18 protein-coding genes are annotated in these 17,171 nt (G+C 61.6%); all 18 read left to right on the top strand.

All coding sequences use genetic code 11. The features are described from left to right. The first annotated feature begins 1 nt into the window (after position 1). Positions 2-1,180: an ABC transporter substrate-binding protein gene (locus DIE11_RS27730; RefSeq protein WP_124486347.1), complete on the top strand. Its 1,179-nt coding sequence runs from the start codon at positions 2-4 to the stop codon at positions 1,178-1,180. A gap of 52 nt (positions 1,181-1,232) precedes the next feature. Continuing rightward, positions 1,233-2,645 carry an amidase family protein gene (locus DIE11_RS27725; RefSeq protein ID WP_124486346.1) on the top strand — a complete coding sequence of 471 codons (1,413 nt, stop codon included), beginning with the start codon at positions 1,233-1,235 and terminating at the stop codon, positions 2,643-2,645. After that, a complete protein-coding gene (locus DIE11_RS27720) occupies positions 2,642-3,196 on the top strand; it encodes an amino acid synthesis family protein (protein WP_124486345.1) in 555 nt (184 codons plus the stop codon). Before DIE11_RS27725 ends, DIE11_RS27720 begins: the two co-directional genes overlap by 4 nt. Positions 3,197-3,302: 106 nt before the next feature. Further along, positions 3,303-4,295: a porin gene (locus tag DIE11_RS27715; protein ID WP_409364585.1), complete on the top strand. Its 993-nt coding sequence runs from the start codon at positions 3,303-3,305 to the stop codon at positions 4,293-4,295. 194 nt (positions 4,296-4,489) lie between these two features. After that, on the top strand, positions 4,490-4,906 hold the full coding sequence (locus tag DIE11_RS27710) for a hypothetical protein (RefSeq protein ID WP_254601398.1): 417 nt from the start codon (positions 4,490-4,492) through the stop codon (positions 4,904-4,906). Positions 4,907-5,170: 264 nt separating this feature from the next. Then, a complete protein-coding gene (locus DIE11_RS27705) occupies positions 5,171-5,422 on the top strand; it encodes an AlpA family transcriptional regulator (protein ID WP_124486343.1) in 252 nt (83 codons plus the stop codon). After that, complete coding sequence (locus DIE11_RS27700; RefSeq protein WP_124486342.1) at positions 5,409-5,702, top strand: hypothetical protein; 294 nt, start codon at positions 5,409-5,411, stop codon at positions 5,700-5,702. The genes DIE11_RS27705 and DIE11_RS27700 overlap by 14 nt, the downstream gene beginning before the upstream one ends. Before the next feature lie 463 nt (positions 5,703-6,165). Further along, the gene (locus tag DIE11_RS27695) at positions 6,166-7,011 is read left to right on the top strand and encodes a ParA family protein (RefSeq protein WP_185633830.1); all 846 of its coding nucleotides are present in this window, start codon (positions 6,166-6,168) and stop codon (positions 7,009-7,011) included. A gap of 357 nt (positions 7,012-7,368) precedes the next feature. Further along, positions 7,369-8,046: a lytic transglycosylase domain-containing protein gene (locus DIE11_RS27685; protein ID WP_124486339.1), complete on the top strand. Its 678-nt coding sequence runs from the start codon at positions 7,369-7,371 to the stop codon at positions 8,044-8,046. Positions 8,047-8,165: 119 nt separating this feature from the next. Next, on the top strand, positions 8,166-8,435 hold the full coding sequence (locus DIE11_RS27680) for a TrbC/VirB2 family protein (protein ID WP_254601399.1): 270 nt from the start codon (positions 8,166-8,168) through the stop codon (positions 8,433-8,435). 17 nt (positions 8,436-8,452) lie between these two features. Beyond that, complete coding sequence (locus tag DIE11_RS27675; protein WP_124486337.1) at positions 8,453-8,773, top strand: type IV secretion system protein VirB3; 321 nt, start codon at positions 8,453-8,455, stop codon at positions 8,771-8,773. Between the two features lies 1 nt (position 8,774). Next, complete coding sequence (locus DIE11_RS27670) at positions 8,775-11,243, top strand: VirB4 family type IV secretion/conjugal transfer ATPase (protein ID WP_124486336.1); 2,469 nt, start codon at positions 8,775-8,777, stop codon at positions 11,241-11,243. Further along, positions 11,240-12,403 carry a type IV secretion system protein gene (locus DIE11_RS27665; RefSeq protein ID WP_124486335.1) on the top strand — a complete coding sequence of 388 codons (1,164 nt, stop codon included), beginning with the start codon at positions 11,240-11,242 and terminating at the stop codon, positions 12,401-12,403. The genes DIE11_RS27670 and DIE11_RS27665 overlap by 4 nt, the downstream gene beginning before the upstream one ends. Positions 12,404-12,419: 16 nt before the next feature. Further along, positions 12,420-13,115 (top strand): P-type DNA transfer protein VirB5, encoded by a 696-nt coding sequence (gene virB5 / locus DIE11_RS27660; protein ID WP_124486334.1) that lies wholly within the window; start codon positions 12,420-12,422, stop codon positions 13,113-13,115. 203 nt (positions 13,116-13,318) lie between these two features. After that, a complete protein-coding gene (locus DIE11_RS27650; protein ID WP_124486332.1) occupies positions 13,319-14,014 on the top strand; it encodes a virB8 family protein in 696 nt (231 codons plus the stop codon). Beyond that, on the top strand, positions 14,011-14,835 hold the full coding sequence (locus DIE11_RS27645; RefSeq protein ID WP_124486331.1) for a TrbG/VirB9 family P-type conjugative transfer protein: 825 nt from the start codon (positions 14,011-14,013) through the stop codon (positions 14,833-14,835). The genes DIE11_RS27650 and DIE11_RS27645 overlap by 4 nt, the downstream gene beginning before the upstream one ends. Further along, complete coding sequence (gene virB10 / locus DIE11_RS27640) at positions 14,828-16,054, top strand: type IV secretion system protein VirB10 (protein WP_124486330.1); 1,227 nt, start codon at positions 14,828-14,830, stop codon at positions 16,052-16,054. The genes DIE11_RS27645 and virB10 overlap by 8 nt, the downstream gene beginning before the upstream one ends. Beyond that, positions 16,051-17,169 carry a P-type DNA transfer ATPase VirB11 gene (gene virB11, locus DIE11_RS27635; RefSeq protein ID WP_124486329.1) on the top strand — a complete coding sequence of 373 codons (1,119 nt, stop codon included), beginning with the start codon at positions 16,051-16,053 and terminating at the stop codon, positions 17,167-17,169. The genes virB10 and virB11 overlap by 4 nt, the downstream gene beginning before the upstream one ends. The last annotated feature ends 2 nt before the right edge of the window (positions 17,170-17,171 follow it).

The following is a 17,171-nucleotide window of genomic DNA, read 5'->3' as shown; positions in this document are numbered from 1 at the left end:
GATGAATCGTCGCACCTTTACCCGAACCGCCTTATTCAGTGCCGTCGGCGCACTCACCACTTCTGCTATGCCATCGTTGGTACGGGCCACCACGCCGCTCAAGATCGGCCTGCTCGCGCCTTTGAGCGGTCCGCTCACCCGCGTGGGCGAGACCAACCGCAACTGCGCACAGTTGGCCGTCGACGAAATCAACGCCTTCGGTGGATTGCTGGGGCGCCCGTTGCAACTGAGCGTCGAGGATACCCAGATGTCCACTGCCGTGACGCTGCAGAAGGCCCGGCAGCTGTTGATGCGCGATGAGGTCGCGGTCCTGACCGGCATGGTGCTACCGTCCGAGCGCGAAGCAGCGATGCAGGCCGCCAAGTCCGCTGGGCGGCTCGTGATCTACCCGAACTTCGACGAGGGGCGCTGCGATCCGAATCTGTTCACTACGGGCCTGACTGTCAACCAGCGCGTCGACCCACTGATCGATTGGCTGATGCGCAAGGGTGGTCGCACGGTATGCGCAGTGGTCTCGGACATCGGCAGCAACCGCAAGGTGCTGGTGCCCAGACTGCAGGCAGCGGTGAAGCGTTATGGCGGGCAGCTTCTCAACGTGTATTGGTTGCCGTTCGGAACACGCGATTATGGTGCGGTGCTGCAGCAGATCGCAAGCCAGCGCCCACAGATCGTCTGGCACAGCATCGGCGACGACCCGGTCACCTTCGTCAAACAGTACCGCTCATTCGGCATGAAACCGCAACTGGTGACTGACATTGCGCACGAGTCGCTGTCGATCGCAACCACCGGCGCGTCGACCGGGATCATCGGAGTGTCCTCGTATTTCATGAGCATCGACAACCCGGAGAACCGGGACTTTCTCGCGCACTACACGGCACATGAAGCTGGCCCACACGACCCTCGGTTAGGGCAGTTGGCCGTGGTGCTACCGCACGGTGAGTGCACGTATGCCGGACTTCGCCTGTTTGCAGCGGCTGTCAAGGCGGCCGGCAGCGTTGACGTTGCCCGCGTGAAAGCCGCGCTGCCGGGTGTTTCGTTAAATCTGCCGCGTGGCAAGGCGGGCGTGAGCCAGGACGGCGACCATGTGTTGTGCCAAACCCGTATCGGACGCGCACTGTCGGACAATAGTTTCGCGGTTTTGGACTCGGCCGGACCGATTCCACCGCAGTGCGAGGGATAGGCATGAGGCAGTCAAACGCGTTCTAATTTCTCTCATTTATTAAGGATTGCATATGAATGAAGTGCTGAAAATGAACGTCGAGCAGCTAATGGTCGGCTACCGACGCCGCTCGTTCTCGCCCGTCGAGGTTATTTGCGCGGTTCTGGACCGGGTCGCGCTCTTCAATCCGCTTGTCAACGGCGTGTGCAGCCTCGACGAGGACGGCGTTCTGGCCGCCGCCCGCGAGTCGGAGCGACGCTGGATGCGCGGGGAGCCATGTGGATTGCTGGATGGCGTGCCGGTCTCGGTCAAGGACCTTGTCGCCGTGCGCGGACTGCCTACCCGATATGGATCGCTTACGTCACCCAGTGCGCCGGAGGCCGATGACGCACCCGCGGTCGGGCGACTGCGACAGGCTGGCGCGCTGCTATTCGGCAAGACCACGACCTCGGAATTCGGCAACAAGATCGTCACCGATAGCCCGCTCACCGGCATTACCCGTAACCCGTGGGACCGGCGTCTCACGTCCGGCGGGAGCAGCGGCGGATCAGCTGTTGCGGTTGCGCTCGGCATGGGGCCGTTGTCGCTGGCCACCGACGGCGGCGGCTCGATCCGCGTCCCAGCCTGCTGGAGCGGGGTGGTCGGAATGAAACCGTCGTTCAACCGAGTGCCAGCCGGCGCGGCGGTGAGTTGGACGCACCTGTCGACCCTTGGACCGATCGCCCGCTGCGTAAGCGACGCGGCGCTGATGCTGACCGTGATGACCCGCCAGAGCGATGCGCGAAGACTGGCTTCTGCTTGCCCCGATTTGCGCATCGGTCTGGACGATGGCATTGCCGGTTTGCGCATTGCCTATTGCCCGGCACCTGCGGGGGTACAGGTCGAGCCGGACATCATCTCGAGCGTCCTTCAGGCGGTGGGTCTGTTCGAGGCGCTCGGGGCACATGTCGAGGAAACGGCTGTGAAGCCGCTTGACGGCTATCTGGAGAGCCGCATGCACGCAATCCAGTGGGCCGTCTTCTTTGCACAAAGGGCTCGGCAGCTTCCTCCCTCGGCGCGGCCGCAGCTCGATCCAGATGTGTGTGCGCTGGCCGAGGCGGGCGATAGCGTCCCCACTTCGACCTTCGTCGATGCGCTTCAGGCGCGCCACGCGCTCACGGTCGCGATGGCCGCGTTCTTTGAAGACTACGACCTACTGCTCACGCCGACATTCCATTGTGCCCCGCCACTCGCGCAGGGACGGCCTGAGCACTCGCGCATGGCACCCCCGTTGACGTCGTGGTGCAACCAGACTGGGTTGCCGGCGGCGAGCGTGCCGTGTGGTTTGCCTGGCGGGTTACCGACGGGGCTACAGATCATCGGGCCACCGGGGGGTGATGCGCTGGTGCTGCGCGCGGCACGGGCGTACGAGTGCGCACGTGGTCCGTTTCCGGCTCCGCCTGAAGCGATCCGGGATCGGATCGAGGACATGGAGGTGCGCACGTGAGTCCGCCTATTGCCAAGATCCTGGTTCATCTGGCCGAGCGACGTGCAGAACTACACGTACCGGTTGACCCGCCGCATCGACAAGTCGTCGTGGCGGCGGTCCTGCGGTTCGACGGCTGGCGAGCGGATGAGCCGCTTGCGACGCTTGAGTCGCTCTATGAATTGGGCGCTGAGCTCGGCACGCTGCTCACAGGCCGCGCGCGATGGGCGCTGGATGTCCCGCCGTCGGCAATTCAGGCCTACGGCAAGGCAGCGCTTGTGGGCAGCGAGGTACCGCTCGAATGTGCGGCGGCGATCTTGCATCCCCGCATGGGCAAGGCCATGCGCGAGAGCTTGCCCGGCGCCACGTCGTTGATCCCGTCAGTCACCAAGCGCGGTGCGCCAGGGACCTGTGTGGACGTTCCGCTGCACGGCAGCACCGATATGTGGAGCTTTGACCACTTCGACACGGTCTCGCTGACGCTCGCCGATGCACCAGCGCCGAACGAGATCGTGGTGGCGATCGCGCTGGCCGACAGCGGTAGACCGCTCGCGCGTGTGCGACCGGACTGAACAGTGTCGATGCCAATACGGCACGACACGAACAAACAATCAAAATGAGGAAGGAGACATCATGCAGATAAGAAGACTTCGGGGAAGCGCGGGTAAGTTGGCTGTAATGTTGGGCGTGTGCACATGTGCCGGGATCGCGCATGCGCAATCATCGGTCTCGCTGTATGGGCTCGCGGACGCATTCGTTGGCGAAGTGCATCCCGCCGGTGCAACCGGCTATGCGTGGCAAGTCGGCTCTGGCGGGATGACGACTTCGTATTGGGGGATGTCCGGTACGGAAGATCTCGGCGGAGGTATGAAGGCCATCTTCACGCTCGAGAGCTTTTATCGCATCAACGGCGGCCAGGTCGGCTCGTTTCCTGGACAGTCATTTTTTGGGCGAAATGCCTTCGTTGGTCTGAGCGGGAATTTCGGAGCGTTGACGCTGGGGCGCAATACCGCGCCACTGTTCGTGTCGACGCTGCTGTTCAATCCATTCGGCAATTCGTTCGTCTTCTCGCCGATTGTCGTACATAGTTTTCTTGGCTCGGCCCTGGGTGCTGCGTCACTCCAGAGCGACACGGCGATCGATAATTCGCTCCTTTATCAGACCCCTGAGGTTGCCGGTTTGTCCGGAAGCCTGCTGTACAGCAATGCCGGCGTTGCCGGCCATGCCGGGCAAGCCAACTACAGCGCGAACGTGTTGTACTTCGCCGGTCCATTTTCCGCGACGGCCGCCATGCAGAGTTTGCATACGGCATCGCTGTTTCTCAACGGCGCCACCGCGCAGACCGCATGGATGGTCGGTAGCGCGTATCGGTTGCGTGTGGTCAAGCTGTTCGCCCAGTACGAGCGCGTGGACAACAACAATCACGTCACGGACGATACGGTGCAGTTGGGGGCAAGCGTTCGGATAGGGTTAGGAAGCGTACTGATGTCGTGGGCGGGAACGCGGCGGCGACCGTCGGTAGGCGATCGTATCCGTTGGTCGACGGTCGCGCTGGGTTATGACTACCCGTTGTCGAAGCGGACCGATGTGTATGCAGCTTGGCGTTATGACACGATCACAGGTGTGTCGACTGGCAACAGCGTGGGTGCCGGGATGCGGATCAAGTTCTGAGCAGCACTGAACCGTCAGAGCCGAACATCGCCGGAGTGGGTATCCGGCTTTTAGCCTACCGCTCGCTGGAGTTCGAGACGGCAGCTTGCGTTCGGCTTGATGTGAGGCTCGCGGTATCATGTCTCAACATCATTATGAACACTTCATGGCTCATGGTTTTGCCGAAAGTCCGACGCTCGGGTCGCAAGCCGCTTATGAAAGGCGATCTCCTGCCATTGCCGACCGCGAAGGTCCGTGCGCTGTCCCTCGAAAATCATATGGCGCTGGCCGCGGTGCGGGCCGGACATGGAGGAGAAGAGCAAATCAGTTGTCTGCTCCGGGTCGTCTATCTCGCGTTTTATATGCGCAGCGAGACCGGACCGGGCGCGGATTTGAGTATGTATCGGCAAGCCGAGGCCGCTTTGGATGCATGCATTGCTCGTGCGGAGCAGGGTGCAGCTTGGCTGTTGCTCGATCGCGAGCAGTCCACGATCGAGCAGATATTGGTTGTTCATGACGAACAGTTGGCGGCCGTGCCGATGCACAGGTACTGCGCTGCCTGGGAAAAGCTCCAACGACTGATGACGGGGCAGTTCGCGTCACCCATTACGGCGTCGAGCGCGGCGTCGTGAGACCGACAAGTCTCGCGTAGAGCACCCGGAGATCACCTTTCCCGCCTATGGGGAGTTTGCGAAGTAGGCCGCCGCGTGGACGTTGCATCAACGCACGATGACCTCGCACCGCGCCTCGGTCATACCATCCGCGATTTCCGCCGGGATTCCGCGCTGAACCGACGGGATGTCCCGTCGATACGACGGGTTTGGACCATCGTCATCTTCGCTGCTTGAATGCTCTTCACTTCCGGCCACGTTTGTGCCGAATATGGAGGGCGAATCATGTCTTGGAATGATGACGGAACGCGGACAATCTTGCGCCGACGACAGGTCGAGCAGTGCACGGGTCTATCGAGGTCGACGATCTACAAGCGCATGCAAGACGGAACTTTTCCCCGCGCGATCGCGCTTGGCGGGCGAATGGTAGGGTGGCGGGCGGCCGATATCGAACAGTTCTTGGCAGATCCTGCACGATATCGAGCGTCGCAGGCGCGCGAACCTGAAGAGCAGGACGGCAGCGATGAAAAACGATAAGCCGCCGCCGTCGCTTGATGAGCGTCTTCGCAACTGGGGGCAGTCGAATCGTGGTGCTCATGATCCCGTTGATGCCGAGTATGTGACCCGAGCGTGGCGAACGCTGACGCCTCGAAATCGGGACCTGCTGCGAATGGTCTATCTCTGGCATGCGAGTCGGGAAGTCGTGTGTCGACGGCTGAAGATTGCCCGCCATCCGCGTCAACATTTCGATCTGGAACTCCATGCGGCACGGTCCGCGCTTGCCCGTGCCCTTGCAGAAGGCGAGATCCAACAGTGACGTTCGCGGGAGGAATGTTCGGCGACTTCCATAGTACGGGCGCTAGTGTGGCATGAGTCGCGCTCGCCTCGTGTAGGTCCGCCGTGAGCAAGATCGCGTTCACCCCGAACGCGGAATAAATATAGGAATAGCGAGAAGCACCACGGCATGATAGGGATATCGTGTCATCTCGTCGACGCATGTCGGCTCTTGAATCGGCGTGCTGGCTGACCTACAGTGAAGCCAACAATCCGATCCGGTCAACGTGCGCAGCACGACCGAGTACGCGTTAGCGGCCCCGCAGCATTGATGTCTGTGTGATGGCGTAATGTGCCGTAGCGCTCGTGAGAAAGCCTGCAATCGCAGGCTTTTTTGATTTCTGGTGTGTTCCTGTTGAACACGTCGCGACCCTTCCGCATGCCGCAAGCCCTCATTTCCATGAAGGGACGTCGATGCTCGGAGCCACATCCGAGGAATGACGACCATGAAATCGCTTCTGGTGGCTTCGGCCCATGGTGGTACAGGCAGAACGACAGTGGTGTGTCAGTTCGCCCATTATCTTCGTCTTGTGTGTGGATATCGTGTGTTGGTGCTTGATCTGGCCGAGCCGGCGCGTAGTGCCATTTCGCTTACACGCGGCGCAAGCGCACGGTTGATGAAGTGCGGGGCGCCGAATGTTAGGTCTGACAGACTGCCCGATTCGGCCGGATCCTGCATAGGCGTGCTTGCTGCGGACGCCATCGCGGGTATTGCGTATCGAGACGATCCGGTCGGCGCGCGTTGCTACGCCAATTTGCGACATCTACTGTCCCAAGTCGCGCCGTTGTTTGACGTATGCCTGATCGATAGTCCGCCGTGGCCTGATTCGCGATCCATTTGTGCAGCGGCGCTCGTGGATGCGCTGATCAGTCCCGTTCTGTTGTCGCCTGACATGCTCGAGCAGGTGGTCGAATTCGTCAATGGCAGCAATGGCGTGCGTAGTGTCCGAGCCCGGCTCAATCCCTCCTTGTGCTTTATCGGCATCGTGCCCAACTGCGTCGAGACGAGCCTGCGACAGGAGACTCGATTCAAGCGGCTCGAGGCCTGCGTGGCCGCATGGCTTGTTCCGCATGATCAGAGTCCAAGCGGCCATCTATTGCTACCTCGGCTCGACACCATCTCGCAGGCGCAGGCGAACGGGGTCTCGATTATGGACCTCGGTTCGGCCGACTTGGCAGCTAATCGCGAATGGCAAGCCATGCGCGTGTGTTTCGATGTGCTCGCTCGTCGACTCTTCTCTGCGCATGAACCGGCATTACAGTCGGAAATAGTCGAGGTGTGCCATGCGTAATTCCGCGTTACCTTCGGACGTGCGACAAAGCGTGTGGCCTCGCGTGCTGTCGCTTGCGGTTGCGCTTGGCGTGTCGATGGCGTGGTCCGACGTTGCACGAGCGGACGATTGGGGTTGTCAGGTGAGGCTGTGTCTGTCTAATCCCGGTGGCCCGGAGCAGTACGCCGAATGCGTGCCGCCAATCGAGAGACTATGGGCCGCGCTGCGAGACGGCGATCCTGTTCCAACCTGTGATCTTGCTACAGCTGGGACGTTGAACGGAGCGGCAAGCAACAACGCACATGCCACCCACTATCCTGCGACGTCAGCAGTGCATCTCCTGCAGCAGGTCGTTCGCCCAGGAGAGGGGAATCGATAATGCCGCTCGATTTCTTGTCGCTCGTGCACTATTGCGCGCCGCAGATCGCCCCGGTCACGATGGCGGCGATCGTGCGCACCGAATCGGGATTCAATCCCTACGCGATCGGCATCGTTCACGGGCAGCTTCGTCGACAGCCATCGAATATTGCCGAAGCGGTCGCGACGGTGCGCGCGTTGGAGGCGGGCGGCTGGAATTTCAGTGTCGGGCTCACGCAGGTGAATCGAGCGAACTGGCCGACCTTTGGCCTGACCGCCGAGAACGCATTCAAGCCTTGTCGCAACCTGGCAGCAGGCGCCGCCATTCTCCGCCGCTGTTTTACAGCGGCGGTGACGACCGGAAAGTTCCACGCACGGACCGATTATAGGGCTGATGTACAGGCTGCACTACGCGCAAGCCTTTCTTGCTATGCGAGCGGCAATTTCTCGACCGGCTACCAGACGGGCTACGTCCAGCGTGTCGTGGAGAGCGCAGCGGCGCAAGCGTCCTCTGATTCGTTCGTTCCGGCAATTGCACCTATTCCCGTCGTACCGATCGATTCTGCAGCGCCGATTCGCGCTCTCCGTTCTGAACCTGAGGTTCGGAAGCTATCGCGGCGGGATCATGACGGTGTGAGCGCCGCTTCGCCCGACACCCAGGAGCGGCTCAAACCGAACAGTAGCGCGGTGGTGTTCTAACTCGCCGTTGACGAAATAATCAGCGATAGATCGAACAGGATCCGAACATGTATTTAGGAATGCGATTTGAATTGTGGAGATTGGTCAGAATAGCGATGCGATTGCTGTCTGACCGAAAGATGGCGCTGACGATCATTCTTGCCACATCGTCCCTGATGTTCGCGTCTCCGGCCTGCGCACAACTCTCACAGGTCAATACGCTGCTCAACACGATCCAGACGACGCTGCTGAGCGTCGGAGGCGTGATCTGTTCGATTTCTATCATCTGGGCGGGCTTTCGGATGATGTTCCAGCACGCCCGGTTCGGTGATATCGCGAACGTGTTTATCGGCGGTCTATTCGTCGGTTGCGCGACCGTCATCGCCGGCATGCTGATTCCGTCGAGCTGATCCGGGGGCGCCGAACCATGTATTCGCTCAAGGATCCCGTATTCAAAGGCTGCACGCGTCCCGCGATGCTCTGGGGGGTGCCACTGGTGCCCTTCCTGATGGTCGGCGGCGGCATGCTGATCCCGGCGATCTGGGCACTGCTGGCCAGCCCTGCGCTGGGTGTCGCGATCCTCCTTTTGATGATCCCGGTGTTCGTCGCGATGCGGGTGACGACGCGCCATGACGATCAACGGCTTGCCCAGCACGTGCGACGCGTTCGCATGGCGCTGCGTCAGGGCAATCGCCGCTTCTGGGGTGTACATGCCTATGTGCCGGTACGCCTGAAGAGGAGGGGGTGACATGCCGCGCAAATCGCACGTCGGATCCGTCGCGAGTCGGGAAGTGCCGCTTGCCGGCTATATCCCGTACTCGACACATGTGACCGACCACGTCATCAAGACGCGCGAAGGCGACTACCTGCAGATCTGGAAGATCGCCGGGATTGCGTTTGAGGCGGCCGATCCCGCCGACATCCTCGCGCGACATGATGGGTTCAACCAATTTGTGCGCGGATTGGCGGGCGGCCATGTGGCGCTGTGGTCGCATCGTCTGCGCCGACGGGTGTCGGACCGATTCTCGACGCAGTACGACAACCACTTCTGCGAGGACCTGGCAACGCGCTACTACGCGAGTTTTGCCGGCTATCGGATGATGGCCAACGAGTTGTATTTGACGGTGGTCTACCGGCCCAATCGCACCCGCCTCGGACGTGTCTTCAGCCGCGCGGCACGCCGCACGCGCGACGACATCCGGCGCGATCAGCTCGATGCACTGAAGGTGATGTCGGAACTCGCCGCCCAGGTCGAATCGAGCCTGAAACCCTATGAACCGGTCGCGCTTGGTGTCTATCGCCGGCCGAGTCCCATCGTGACCACTTCGCGCCGCTATTCGTCAGCGCTAGAACTGCTCGGCTATCTGGTCAACGGTGTCTGGGAACCTGAGCCGGTGCCAGCTGGCACGATCCGAGAGGCGCTACCCATTTCGCGGCTCTTTGTGGGGGCCGAGAAAATCGAGATTCGCATGCCGACGGCAACGCGGTTCGCGGCGATGCTCGACCTCAAGGATTATCCGGAAGACACCGAACCGGGCATGCTCAATGGTCTGCTGTACGGCGACTTCGAATATATCGAGACGCAGAGCTTCACGATTCTGGATAAACCCACGGCGAAAGAGGCGTTGGAGCGGCAGCGCAATCAGCTTATCGCCGGTGAGGACGTTGCCCTGTCCCAAGTCGACGCGATCGACCGCGCCCTCGATGATCTGATTAACGGGAATTTCGTTCTTGGCGAGTATCACTATTCGCTGGCAGTGCTCGGTGACTCGCTGAATGAGGTGTCTCGAAGTGTCGCGAAGGCCCGAACGCAACTGGCCGATGCCGGGTTCCAGACGGCTCTGATCGATCTTGTGGCTGATGCGGCGTGGTTTGCGCAACTACCGGCCAACTGGCGCTATCGACCGCGCGAAGCGATGCTCACGTCGCGCAATTTTTGTGGTCTGGCAAGCCTGCACAACTTCGCGACTGGCAAGCGCGAAGGCAATCCGTGGGGCGAGGCAATCACGATCGTCAAGACACCCAGCGGCCAGCCGCTCTATCTGAACTTCCACGCGACACCGGATAAGCAGGACTCACTCGACGAGAAGGCACTCGCCAACACGCAGATCATCGGCCGGGCAGGCGCCGGCAAGACGGTGCTCGAACTGTTCTTGCTCGCGATGGCGACCAAGTATGACCTTACGGCGGTGCTGTTCGACAAGGATCGCGGCACGGAGATCGCGATCCGTGCGATGGGCGGCACCCATACCGTGTTCCGTCGCGGCGAACCCACCGGGCTGAATCCGTTCCAGATGGCACCGGATGAGCCGGTGATCGAATTCTGGGAGCGCCTCGTGCGCAAGCTCGTCGACGTCGGCGAGCCATTGTCTGCAAAGGACGAACTCGACATCTCGCGTGCCGTACGAGAGGTTGCGCGTATGAACAAGTCCCTGCGCCGTCTGTCGATGGTGCGGCAGCTTCTCCCGAACGTAGGCGAAAACAGCCTGCATGCGCGACTGGCCAAATGGTGTGCGGGCGGACGTCTGGGGTGGGTACTCGACAACCCGACGGACCGCATCGATCTCTCGCACGCGAAACTGTTTGGCTTCGATGACACCGAGTTGCTGGACGACCCTGAGGTGTCGACGCCGGTGACGATGTACCTGCTGCACCGGACCGAAAACCTGATCGACGGGCGACGTTTCATCTATGTGATGACCGAGTTCTGGAAGCGGCTCGGCGATCCAGTCTTCACGGATTTTGCGAAGAACAAGCAGAAGACAATCCGCAAGCAGAACGGGCTGGGGATTTTTGATACCCAGTCGCCGGCCGACGTATTGCGAAGCGAAATCGCAAGTGCGCTGATCGAGCAGAGCGCGACCTTTTTCTTCCTGCCGAATCCACGCGCCGACTACGACGATTACGTGCGTGGCTTCAAGCTGACCGAAGCCGAATTCAATATCGTGCGCAACCTGGGCGAGAGCAGCCGCTTGTTCCTCGTCAAGCAGGGCCATCGCTCCGCGATCGGCCGACTCGATCTCGCAGGGCTTGGCGATGTGCTCGATGTCCTGTCCGGCACGACCGACAACGTCGAACTGCTGGATGCGATCCGTGCCGAAGTCGGAGATATGCCGAAAGACTGGCTGCCCGTTTTTCATGACCGACTAGCGAAGCGTCGGGCGGCACAGGCGAGCTCGCGCTTGTCGCCATCGCCCGGGCCGGGAGGTGCGCGATGAGTGGCCTCTTTACCGCCGTAGGCGGCACGCTCGAAAACGGCATGTCGACCTACGTTACGACCGTATCGTCGGCGCTTTCCGGAGCACTCGTGCCCGTCGTGACCACAGGCGTCACGATCTGGGTGCTGGCCTATGGTTTCGCGGTGGTGCGCGGCGAAGCGCACGAGGCGGTGCCGGCCTTTGCCTGGCGAGGGCTGAAAGTGTCGATCACGCTCGCGTTCGCGCTGAGCACTGGGATCTACCAGCAGCAGGTCGTCACAGCCGTCAACGGCGCGACGGCCGGGCTGGCCCAGACAATCCAGAACGCGGCGAACACGACGGGTGGGGGCAATCCGGGATGCGGGTCGGCCAACGGCAGCACCGTGACCGGACAGGGTGCCGCGACCAGCATTTACCAGACACTCGACTGCTACGACCAACAGGTCGACCTCGTGATGGACGCCTACTTCAACAAGGCGACGCATGAGGGAATCAGTCCGAGCGGTCTGGCCGCCGCGATTGGGGATTTCCTCTGCGGCCTCATTGCTGCGCTCGGTGGGTCCATTTTTTTGATCGTGCTGGCTTTCGAGGTCGTGATGGCGAGGATGCTACTCGATCTCGTGCTCGGACTGGGCCCGATCTTCATCGCGTGCGCCGCGTTTGCGCCCACTGCGCGATTTTTCGAGGCGTGGACCGCGAAGGTTGCCAATTACGCGTTGCTACAGGTTTTGGTTGCTGCCTTCCTTGGCATGGCGCTCACGGCGTTCTCGGCCGATCTCACTTCGTTCCACGCGACGGGCGGTTCACCCGGTGACGGCTCGTCAGCCCTGATGCAAGCCGTTTCCGCCTCTCTAGACGATGCCGCCGCAGCGGCTGCCGCGATTGGGCTCTTTGCGACCGGGGTGTTTCTCGCGATGGTCGGTTGGCAGTTGCCTTCGGTTGCAGCGGGCTTGTCTGGCGGCGCCACGCTGTCGGGTTTCGGTGCGTTTGTGGCCGGCATGGCATCGCGAAGCCTCGTCACGGCGATCGGGCGGGCGTTTAGCCGTAACGGACGAGGCCCGCCCTCCGGTGGCGAAATTCGCGATCGGACGGGTTCGGGCGGGAGATTTGGGTCGGGCGGCGGCGGGGCCCCAGCTTACCAGCGCGCTGCGCGCGCGAATTTGGGCCAGCAGGACAGCTGACCAGGAGGTAACGACCATGAATGGACGAAGCAAATGGATCACTGTCGCATTCGTGTGTGCGGCGCAATGCGCTGGCGCTCACGCGCAAGGGATCCCGGTTTACGACGCACAGAACGTTGTGCAGGCCATTGCCACCGTGGGCCAACTCAAGCAGCAAGTGCAGCAAGAAATGCAGATCTATCAGTCGACGATTGGTTCACGCGGTTTCGGCACGCTTCTGAGCAATCCGGTCGTCGCCAACTCGTTACCGTCGAACTGGCAGAGCGTCTATACCGCGATCCAGAACGGCGGCTATGCAGGCCTGACGGGTAGTGCGCAGGCATTGCGCTCGGCCAGTCAGGTCTACGACTGCGATGACCAAACCGGGGTGGATCAGCAGTTGTGCCGGCGCACGCTCAACAAACCCTACCAGGACAAGGCGTTCGGCCTGCAGGCATACCAGACCGAGCTGCGGGAGCTGGACCAGATCCAGAGTCTTGCGCAACAGATCAACGCGACGCAGGACCCGAAGGGCGTCGCGGAATTGCAGGCGCGTATTCAGACCGAATCCACGGCGGTCGGCAACGAGATGACCAAACTGCAGCTCTTTCGCATGCTGGCCGAGACGGAGGACAAGCTCGTAGCCGAGCAGCAAAGTGAACTGGTGCTGAGCCGAGCGGGTAAGACCAACCGGCTCCAGGACCAGATGGTGCCTGCGTCATTCGGAAACTGAGGCGACACCATGTCCATACTGAGTTCGTTGACGTTCGCCGGATGCCTTGCCTGGAGTCTTGCCGCCTGCAGCAGTGGGCCACCCAAGCCCGTATTGCCGGACGGCCTGCATCGCGTGCCAGTCAATCGTGTACCGCCCGTGCCTGACGTGCCAGCGACCGTGCCGGCCGATCCAGATCAGCCGCCGGATGCAGGGGATCACTCATGAGCTCGCACGATTATGGCCGCGTCCTCGACATTGAGGCGTCGCTGACGTACCTGCAGGAATGCTCCGAACGTCGTGCGTGGCATGTCGCTTACGCTGCAGTTGGCATTGCTGTGCTGAGCACGGTAGCACTCGCAGTGATGGTGCCGTTCTATCGAGTCGTGCCTCTACCCATCGAGGTCGATCGTCTGACGGGCGAATCCCAGGTGATCGACGTGCTCGACGCCCGTCATGTGCACACGAAGGAAATCCAGGATAAGCACTGGGTCGAGACTTATGTGCGCGCACGCGAGCGCTATGACTGGGGTCTGCTGCAGATGGACTACGACAGCGTGCTCACGATGAGCGATGACGTGGTTGCTCGCGATTTCCGTGGCATCTACAGCGGTCCCGATGCACTGGATCGGCAATTGGGTGCTGGCGTCGAGCGGCGCATCCGGATTCTCTCGGTCACGCTGCCGCCCGACGAACCTGGTCGGGCGGTTGTGCATGTCGAACGGACTTCGTTCAAGAATGGCGAAGCCCATGCCGAGCCGACGCAGCGCTTCGTGATCACGCTGGCCTATACCTACCGGCCGCCCGTGTTTACGCGTGAGAGCGTGGCGATCGTCAATCCATTCGGCTTCAAGGTCACGGCCTATAGCCGGGATGCGGAATATACGCCGTCGGCCTCGGCGGTAGGAGGCACGCCATGAGAGTGCTTCCGTTTGGCATCGCGCTGGTGAGCCTACTGTTCGTGGGGGGCGCGAGGGCGGTTGATCTGCCCGGTTGGAACGGTGACTCGCGCGTTCGCCAGGTGATCTATCGAGCCGACGAGGTGGTGCGCGTGGAGGCTCAACGCGGCTTTGCGACGCATATCGCGTTGGGTTCCAACGAACACATTCAGGTAGTCGCGCCTGGTGATCGAGACGGCTGGCAGGTGGTCGCGAGCAAGGGCGATCACGATGTGTACTTGAAACCGCAGCTTGCCGCCCACGATTCGAATCTCGAAATTCGCACCGACCGGCATAGCTACAGCTTTGATCTTGTGGTGCTTCCGCTGAAGTCGAAGTTCGGCAATGACCGCGTGATGTATCGCGTGACTTTCGTCTATCCGGACGAGTTGGAGAAGCAGGCGTCGGGGGAGTCGGATGCCGAGTTGGTTGCGAAGCGCCTAGCGCAGCCGGTGACCGTGCGTAACGCTCGGTATTCGATGCAGGTGATGCCGAGATCGGACGACATCGCGCCGACCGCGGCATGGGACGACGGACGTTTTACGTATCTGCGTATTCCGAACAACCGGCGCATGCCGGCGATTTTCCGTGTGGCCGACGACGGTACGGAAAGCTTGGTCGACAAGCACATCGACGGTGACACGATCGTCGTGCACGAGGTGGCGAAGCGATTCGTGCTGCGGCTCGCACGGGAGGTCGTTGGAATCTGGAATGACGCTTACGACATCGACGGCGTGCCGGCTCATGACGGCACGACGGTCAACGGGGTGAAGCGCATTCTGCGGAGCCATCACGATGAATGACGATACCCCGCGCAACGTGATTGAGCCAAACGATGGCGCCGATCGTCAGTCTGAAGATGGCCAGAACGCGAGCGCATCAAATGCGTCGGCTGATCGCGGTATGCCAGCGTTGGGGCAATACCGTGGTGCACGCCCGCGCGCCTGGTGGCTGACACCTATCGTGATCGTGCTGATCGTCGGGGTGGGCGCCGTCTGGACCGTGCACGGTTTTCTCGCGCGGCACGATGCTGAATCGAAGGCGCGGCGCGATTCGATGGCAGGTACGTCTTCCCAGGGGCGCATGTTCAACGATCTGCCCGCGTCGTCGGCCGGTAGTGCCGCTTCGGCAACGGTACCAGCAAGCGCGATTGCCGTACGCCCCGCATCGAATTCAGGCGTGGTCACGCCTGCTCGCATCGCACACGCTGCGACACCTCGCAGCTACTACGATGCGCCACTGCTTGCAACGGGCGGTGGACAGGAACCCGCGGGTGCGGGGCCAGGCGTGCCGGGGTTGGGTGGTGCACCTTTCCCGCTTGCCGCCGGCGTAAACGGCGGTGCAGGCGCGTCAGCGCAAGGTTCGGGGCAGATGGGGGGTGGGCTTGCTCAGGCGCTGATGCCGACCGTGACACCGCGTGTTCAGGCCGGGACGCTCGGCAATCGGAGTCTGGTGCTTGCGCAGGGCGCCAAGATCGACTGCGCGGGCGATACGGCGTTTGATTCGACCGAGGCTGGCTTGTCGACCTGCACGGTCACCAAGAACGTGTATTCCGACGATGGCAACGTCGTGCTGATTGAACGGGGTTCGCAGATCAACAGCCAGTATCGCTCGAACATGTCTCCGGGACAGAAGCGGGTATTCGTGCTGTCGGCCCGTATCAAGACACCCAACGGTGTCACGGTCGAGATCGATTCCCCGGCGGCCGACGCACTCGGCCGCATGGGCATCGATGGCTACATTGACAACCACTGGAGTCAGCGCATTGGGGCAGCAATGCTGCTTGGCGTTACCCAGGACGCGATCGGCTATCTATCGACTCGCGGTGGCAACACCAACGGATCGGTGGTGTTCCAGAGCACACAACAGCAGGGCAACGACATGGCCACGCGCGTGCTCGACAGCACGATCGGTATCCCACCGACTCTCACCCAGAACCAGGGCGCGGAGTTCACGATCGTGATTGCGCGTGATCTGGACTTCGGATCGGTTTATGCCCTGCAGCCGGAGGGCACGCGATGATGATTCATTCGCCCCTGCTAGATGGATCGCGCGATGCGGTGCTGGCTCGGTTGCCCGACGACGCATCCGTGCGCGAACTGATGCGGCCGTTCGTGCCGCTACTCGACGATCCCGATGTGACTGAACTGGTGATTAATCGGCCGCAGCGCGTGTTGACCGAGAACTCGCTTGGCTGGCACGGCCACGACTACGCCGATCTCGATTTCGACCGGTTGATGTCATTCGCGGTGTCGGTCGCTACCCTGACCAATCAGGAAGTGTCGTCGCAGCATCCGATTCTGTCGGCGCTGTTGCCGGACGACGCACGTCTCCAGATCGTGGTTCCGCCTGTCGTGCAGGCGCGGACGGTGTCGGTCACGATCCGCCGTCCGTCCCCAGACGAAAAGACGCTCGATACGTGTCGCGACGAGGGATTGTTCGACGCTACGGTATGGCGTAGGCCGGACGGACTCGATTCAGCTTTGGTGGACTTGCCCGTCGAAGACCGCAATCTCGTCCGGTGCCTGGAAGAGCATGACTGGTGCACCTTCTTCGAGCGCGCTGTCACGGGCAAACGCAACATCGCAGTGGTCGGCAATACAGGGTCCGGCAAGACCAGTTTCATGAAGACACTGTGCCGCTCGATTCCTGCGACTGAGCGGGTCGTGACGATCGAGGACGTTCGCGAGCTATTCATCCGGCACATTGAGAACTGCGTACATCTTCTATACAGCAAGGGCGGGCATGGCCACGCGCGGGTGACGCCTGCGGACCTGATCGCATGCGCGATGCGCATGCGTCCGGATCGCGTGCTGCTGGCAGAACTGCGTGGTGCCGAAGCTTATGACTTCTTGAAACTGCTGACGACGGGGCACGCAGGGTCGATCACGAGCTTTCACGCGCCCAATGTGACCGTCGCGATCGAGCGATTCGCGCTGATGGCAAAGGAACATCCGGAGGCCGCCGCCTGGGACGATGCCGCACTCAAGAGGTTGTTGTTCCTGACAGTTGATGTCGTCGTGCACATGGAATCACGCCCAGTGTTCGACGCAGAGGGTAAACAGACTTGCAGGCGCTGGGGCATGACCGAAGTCTGGTTCGATCCGGGGCGCAAGGCGCGCACCGCATTTGTATAGGG

It is taken from the genome of Burkholderia sp. Bp9012, assembly GCF_003853825.1.
In the GTDB taxonomy this organism is placed as follows: Bacteria; Pseudomonadota; Gammaproteobacteria; order Burkholderiales; family Burkholderiaceae; genus Burkholderia; species Burkholderia diffusa.
This window is presented reverse-complemented; position numbering and strand designations above follow the sequence as displayed.

Coding starts and splice junctions, on each gene's coding strand:
- DIE11_RS27730 (WP_124486347.1), top strand. CDS start 2: ATGAATCGTCGCACCTTTACCCGAACCGCCTTATTCAGTGCCGTCGGC.
- DIE11_RS27725 (WP_124486346.1), top strand. CDS start 1,233: ATGAATGAAGTGCTGAAAATGAACGTCGAGCAGCTAATGGTCGGCTAC.
- DIE11_RS27715 (WP_409364585.1), top strand. CDS start 3,303: ATGTTGGGCGTGTGCACATGTGCCGGGATCGCGCATGCGCAATCATCG.
- DIE11_RS27710 (WP_254601398.1), top strand. CDS start 4,490: ATGAAAGGCGATCTCCTGCCATTGCCGACCGCGAAGGTCCGTGCGCTG.
- DIE11_RS27705 (WP_124486343.1), top strand. CDS start 5,171: ATGTCTTGGAATGATGACGGAACGCGGACAATCTTGCGCCGACGACAG.
- DIE11_RS27700 (WP_124486342.1), top strand. CDS start 5,409: ATGAAAAACGATAAGCCGCCGCCGTCGCTTGATGAGCGTCTTCGCAAC.
- DIE11_RS27695 (WP_185633830.1), top strand. CDS start 6,166: ATGAAATCGCTTCTGGTGGCTTCGGCCCATGGTGGTACAGGCAGAACG.
- DIE11_RS27685 (WP_124486339.1), top strand. CDS start 7,369: ATGCCGCTCGATTTCTTGTCGCTCGTGCACTATTGCGCGCCGCAGATC.
- DIE11_RS27680 (WP_254601399.1), top strand. CDS start 8,166: ATGGCGCTGACGATCATTCTTGCCACATCGTCCCTGATGTTCGCGTCT.
- DIE11_RS27675 (WP_124486337.1), top strand. CDS start 8,453: ATGTATTCGCTCAAGGATCCCGTATTCAAAGGCTGCACGCGTCCCGCG.
- DIE11_RS27670 (WP_124486336.1), top strand. CDS start 8,775: ATGCCGCGCAAATCGCACGTCGGATCCGTCGCGAGTCGGGAAGTGCCG.
- DIE11_RS27665 (WP_124486335.1), top strand. CDS start 11,240: ATGAGTGGCCTCTTTACCGCCGTAGGCGGCACGCTCGAAAACGGCATG.
- virB5 (WP_124486334.1), top strand. CDS start 12,420: ATGAATGGACGAAGCAAATGGATCACTGTCGCATTCGTGTGTGCGGCG.
- DIE11_RS27650 (WP_124486332.1), top strand. CDS start 13,319: ATGAGCTCGCACGATTATGGCCGCGTCCTCGACATTGAGGCGTCGCTG.
- DIE11_RS27645 (WP_124486331.1), top strand. CDS start 14,011: ATGAGAGTGCTTCCGTTTGGCATCGCGCTGGTGAGCCTACTGTTCGTG.
- virB10 (WP_124486330.1), top strand. CDS start 14,828: ATGAATGACGATACCCCGCGCAACGTGATTGAGCCAAACGATGGCGCC.
- virB11 (WP_124486329.1), top strand. CDS start 16,051: ATGATGATTCATTCGCCCCTGCTAGATGGATCGCGCGATGCGGTGCTG.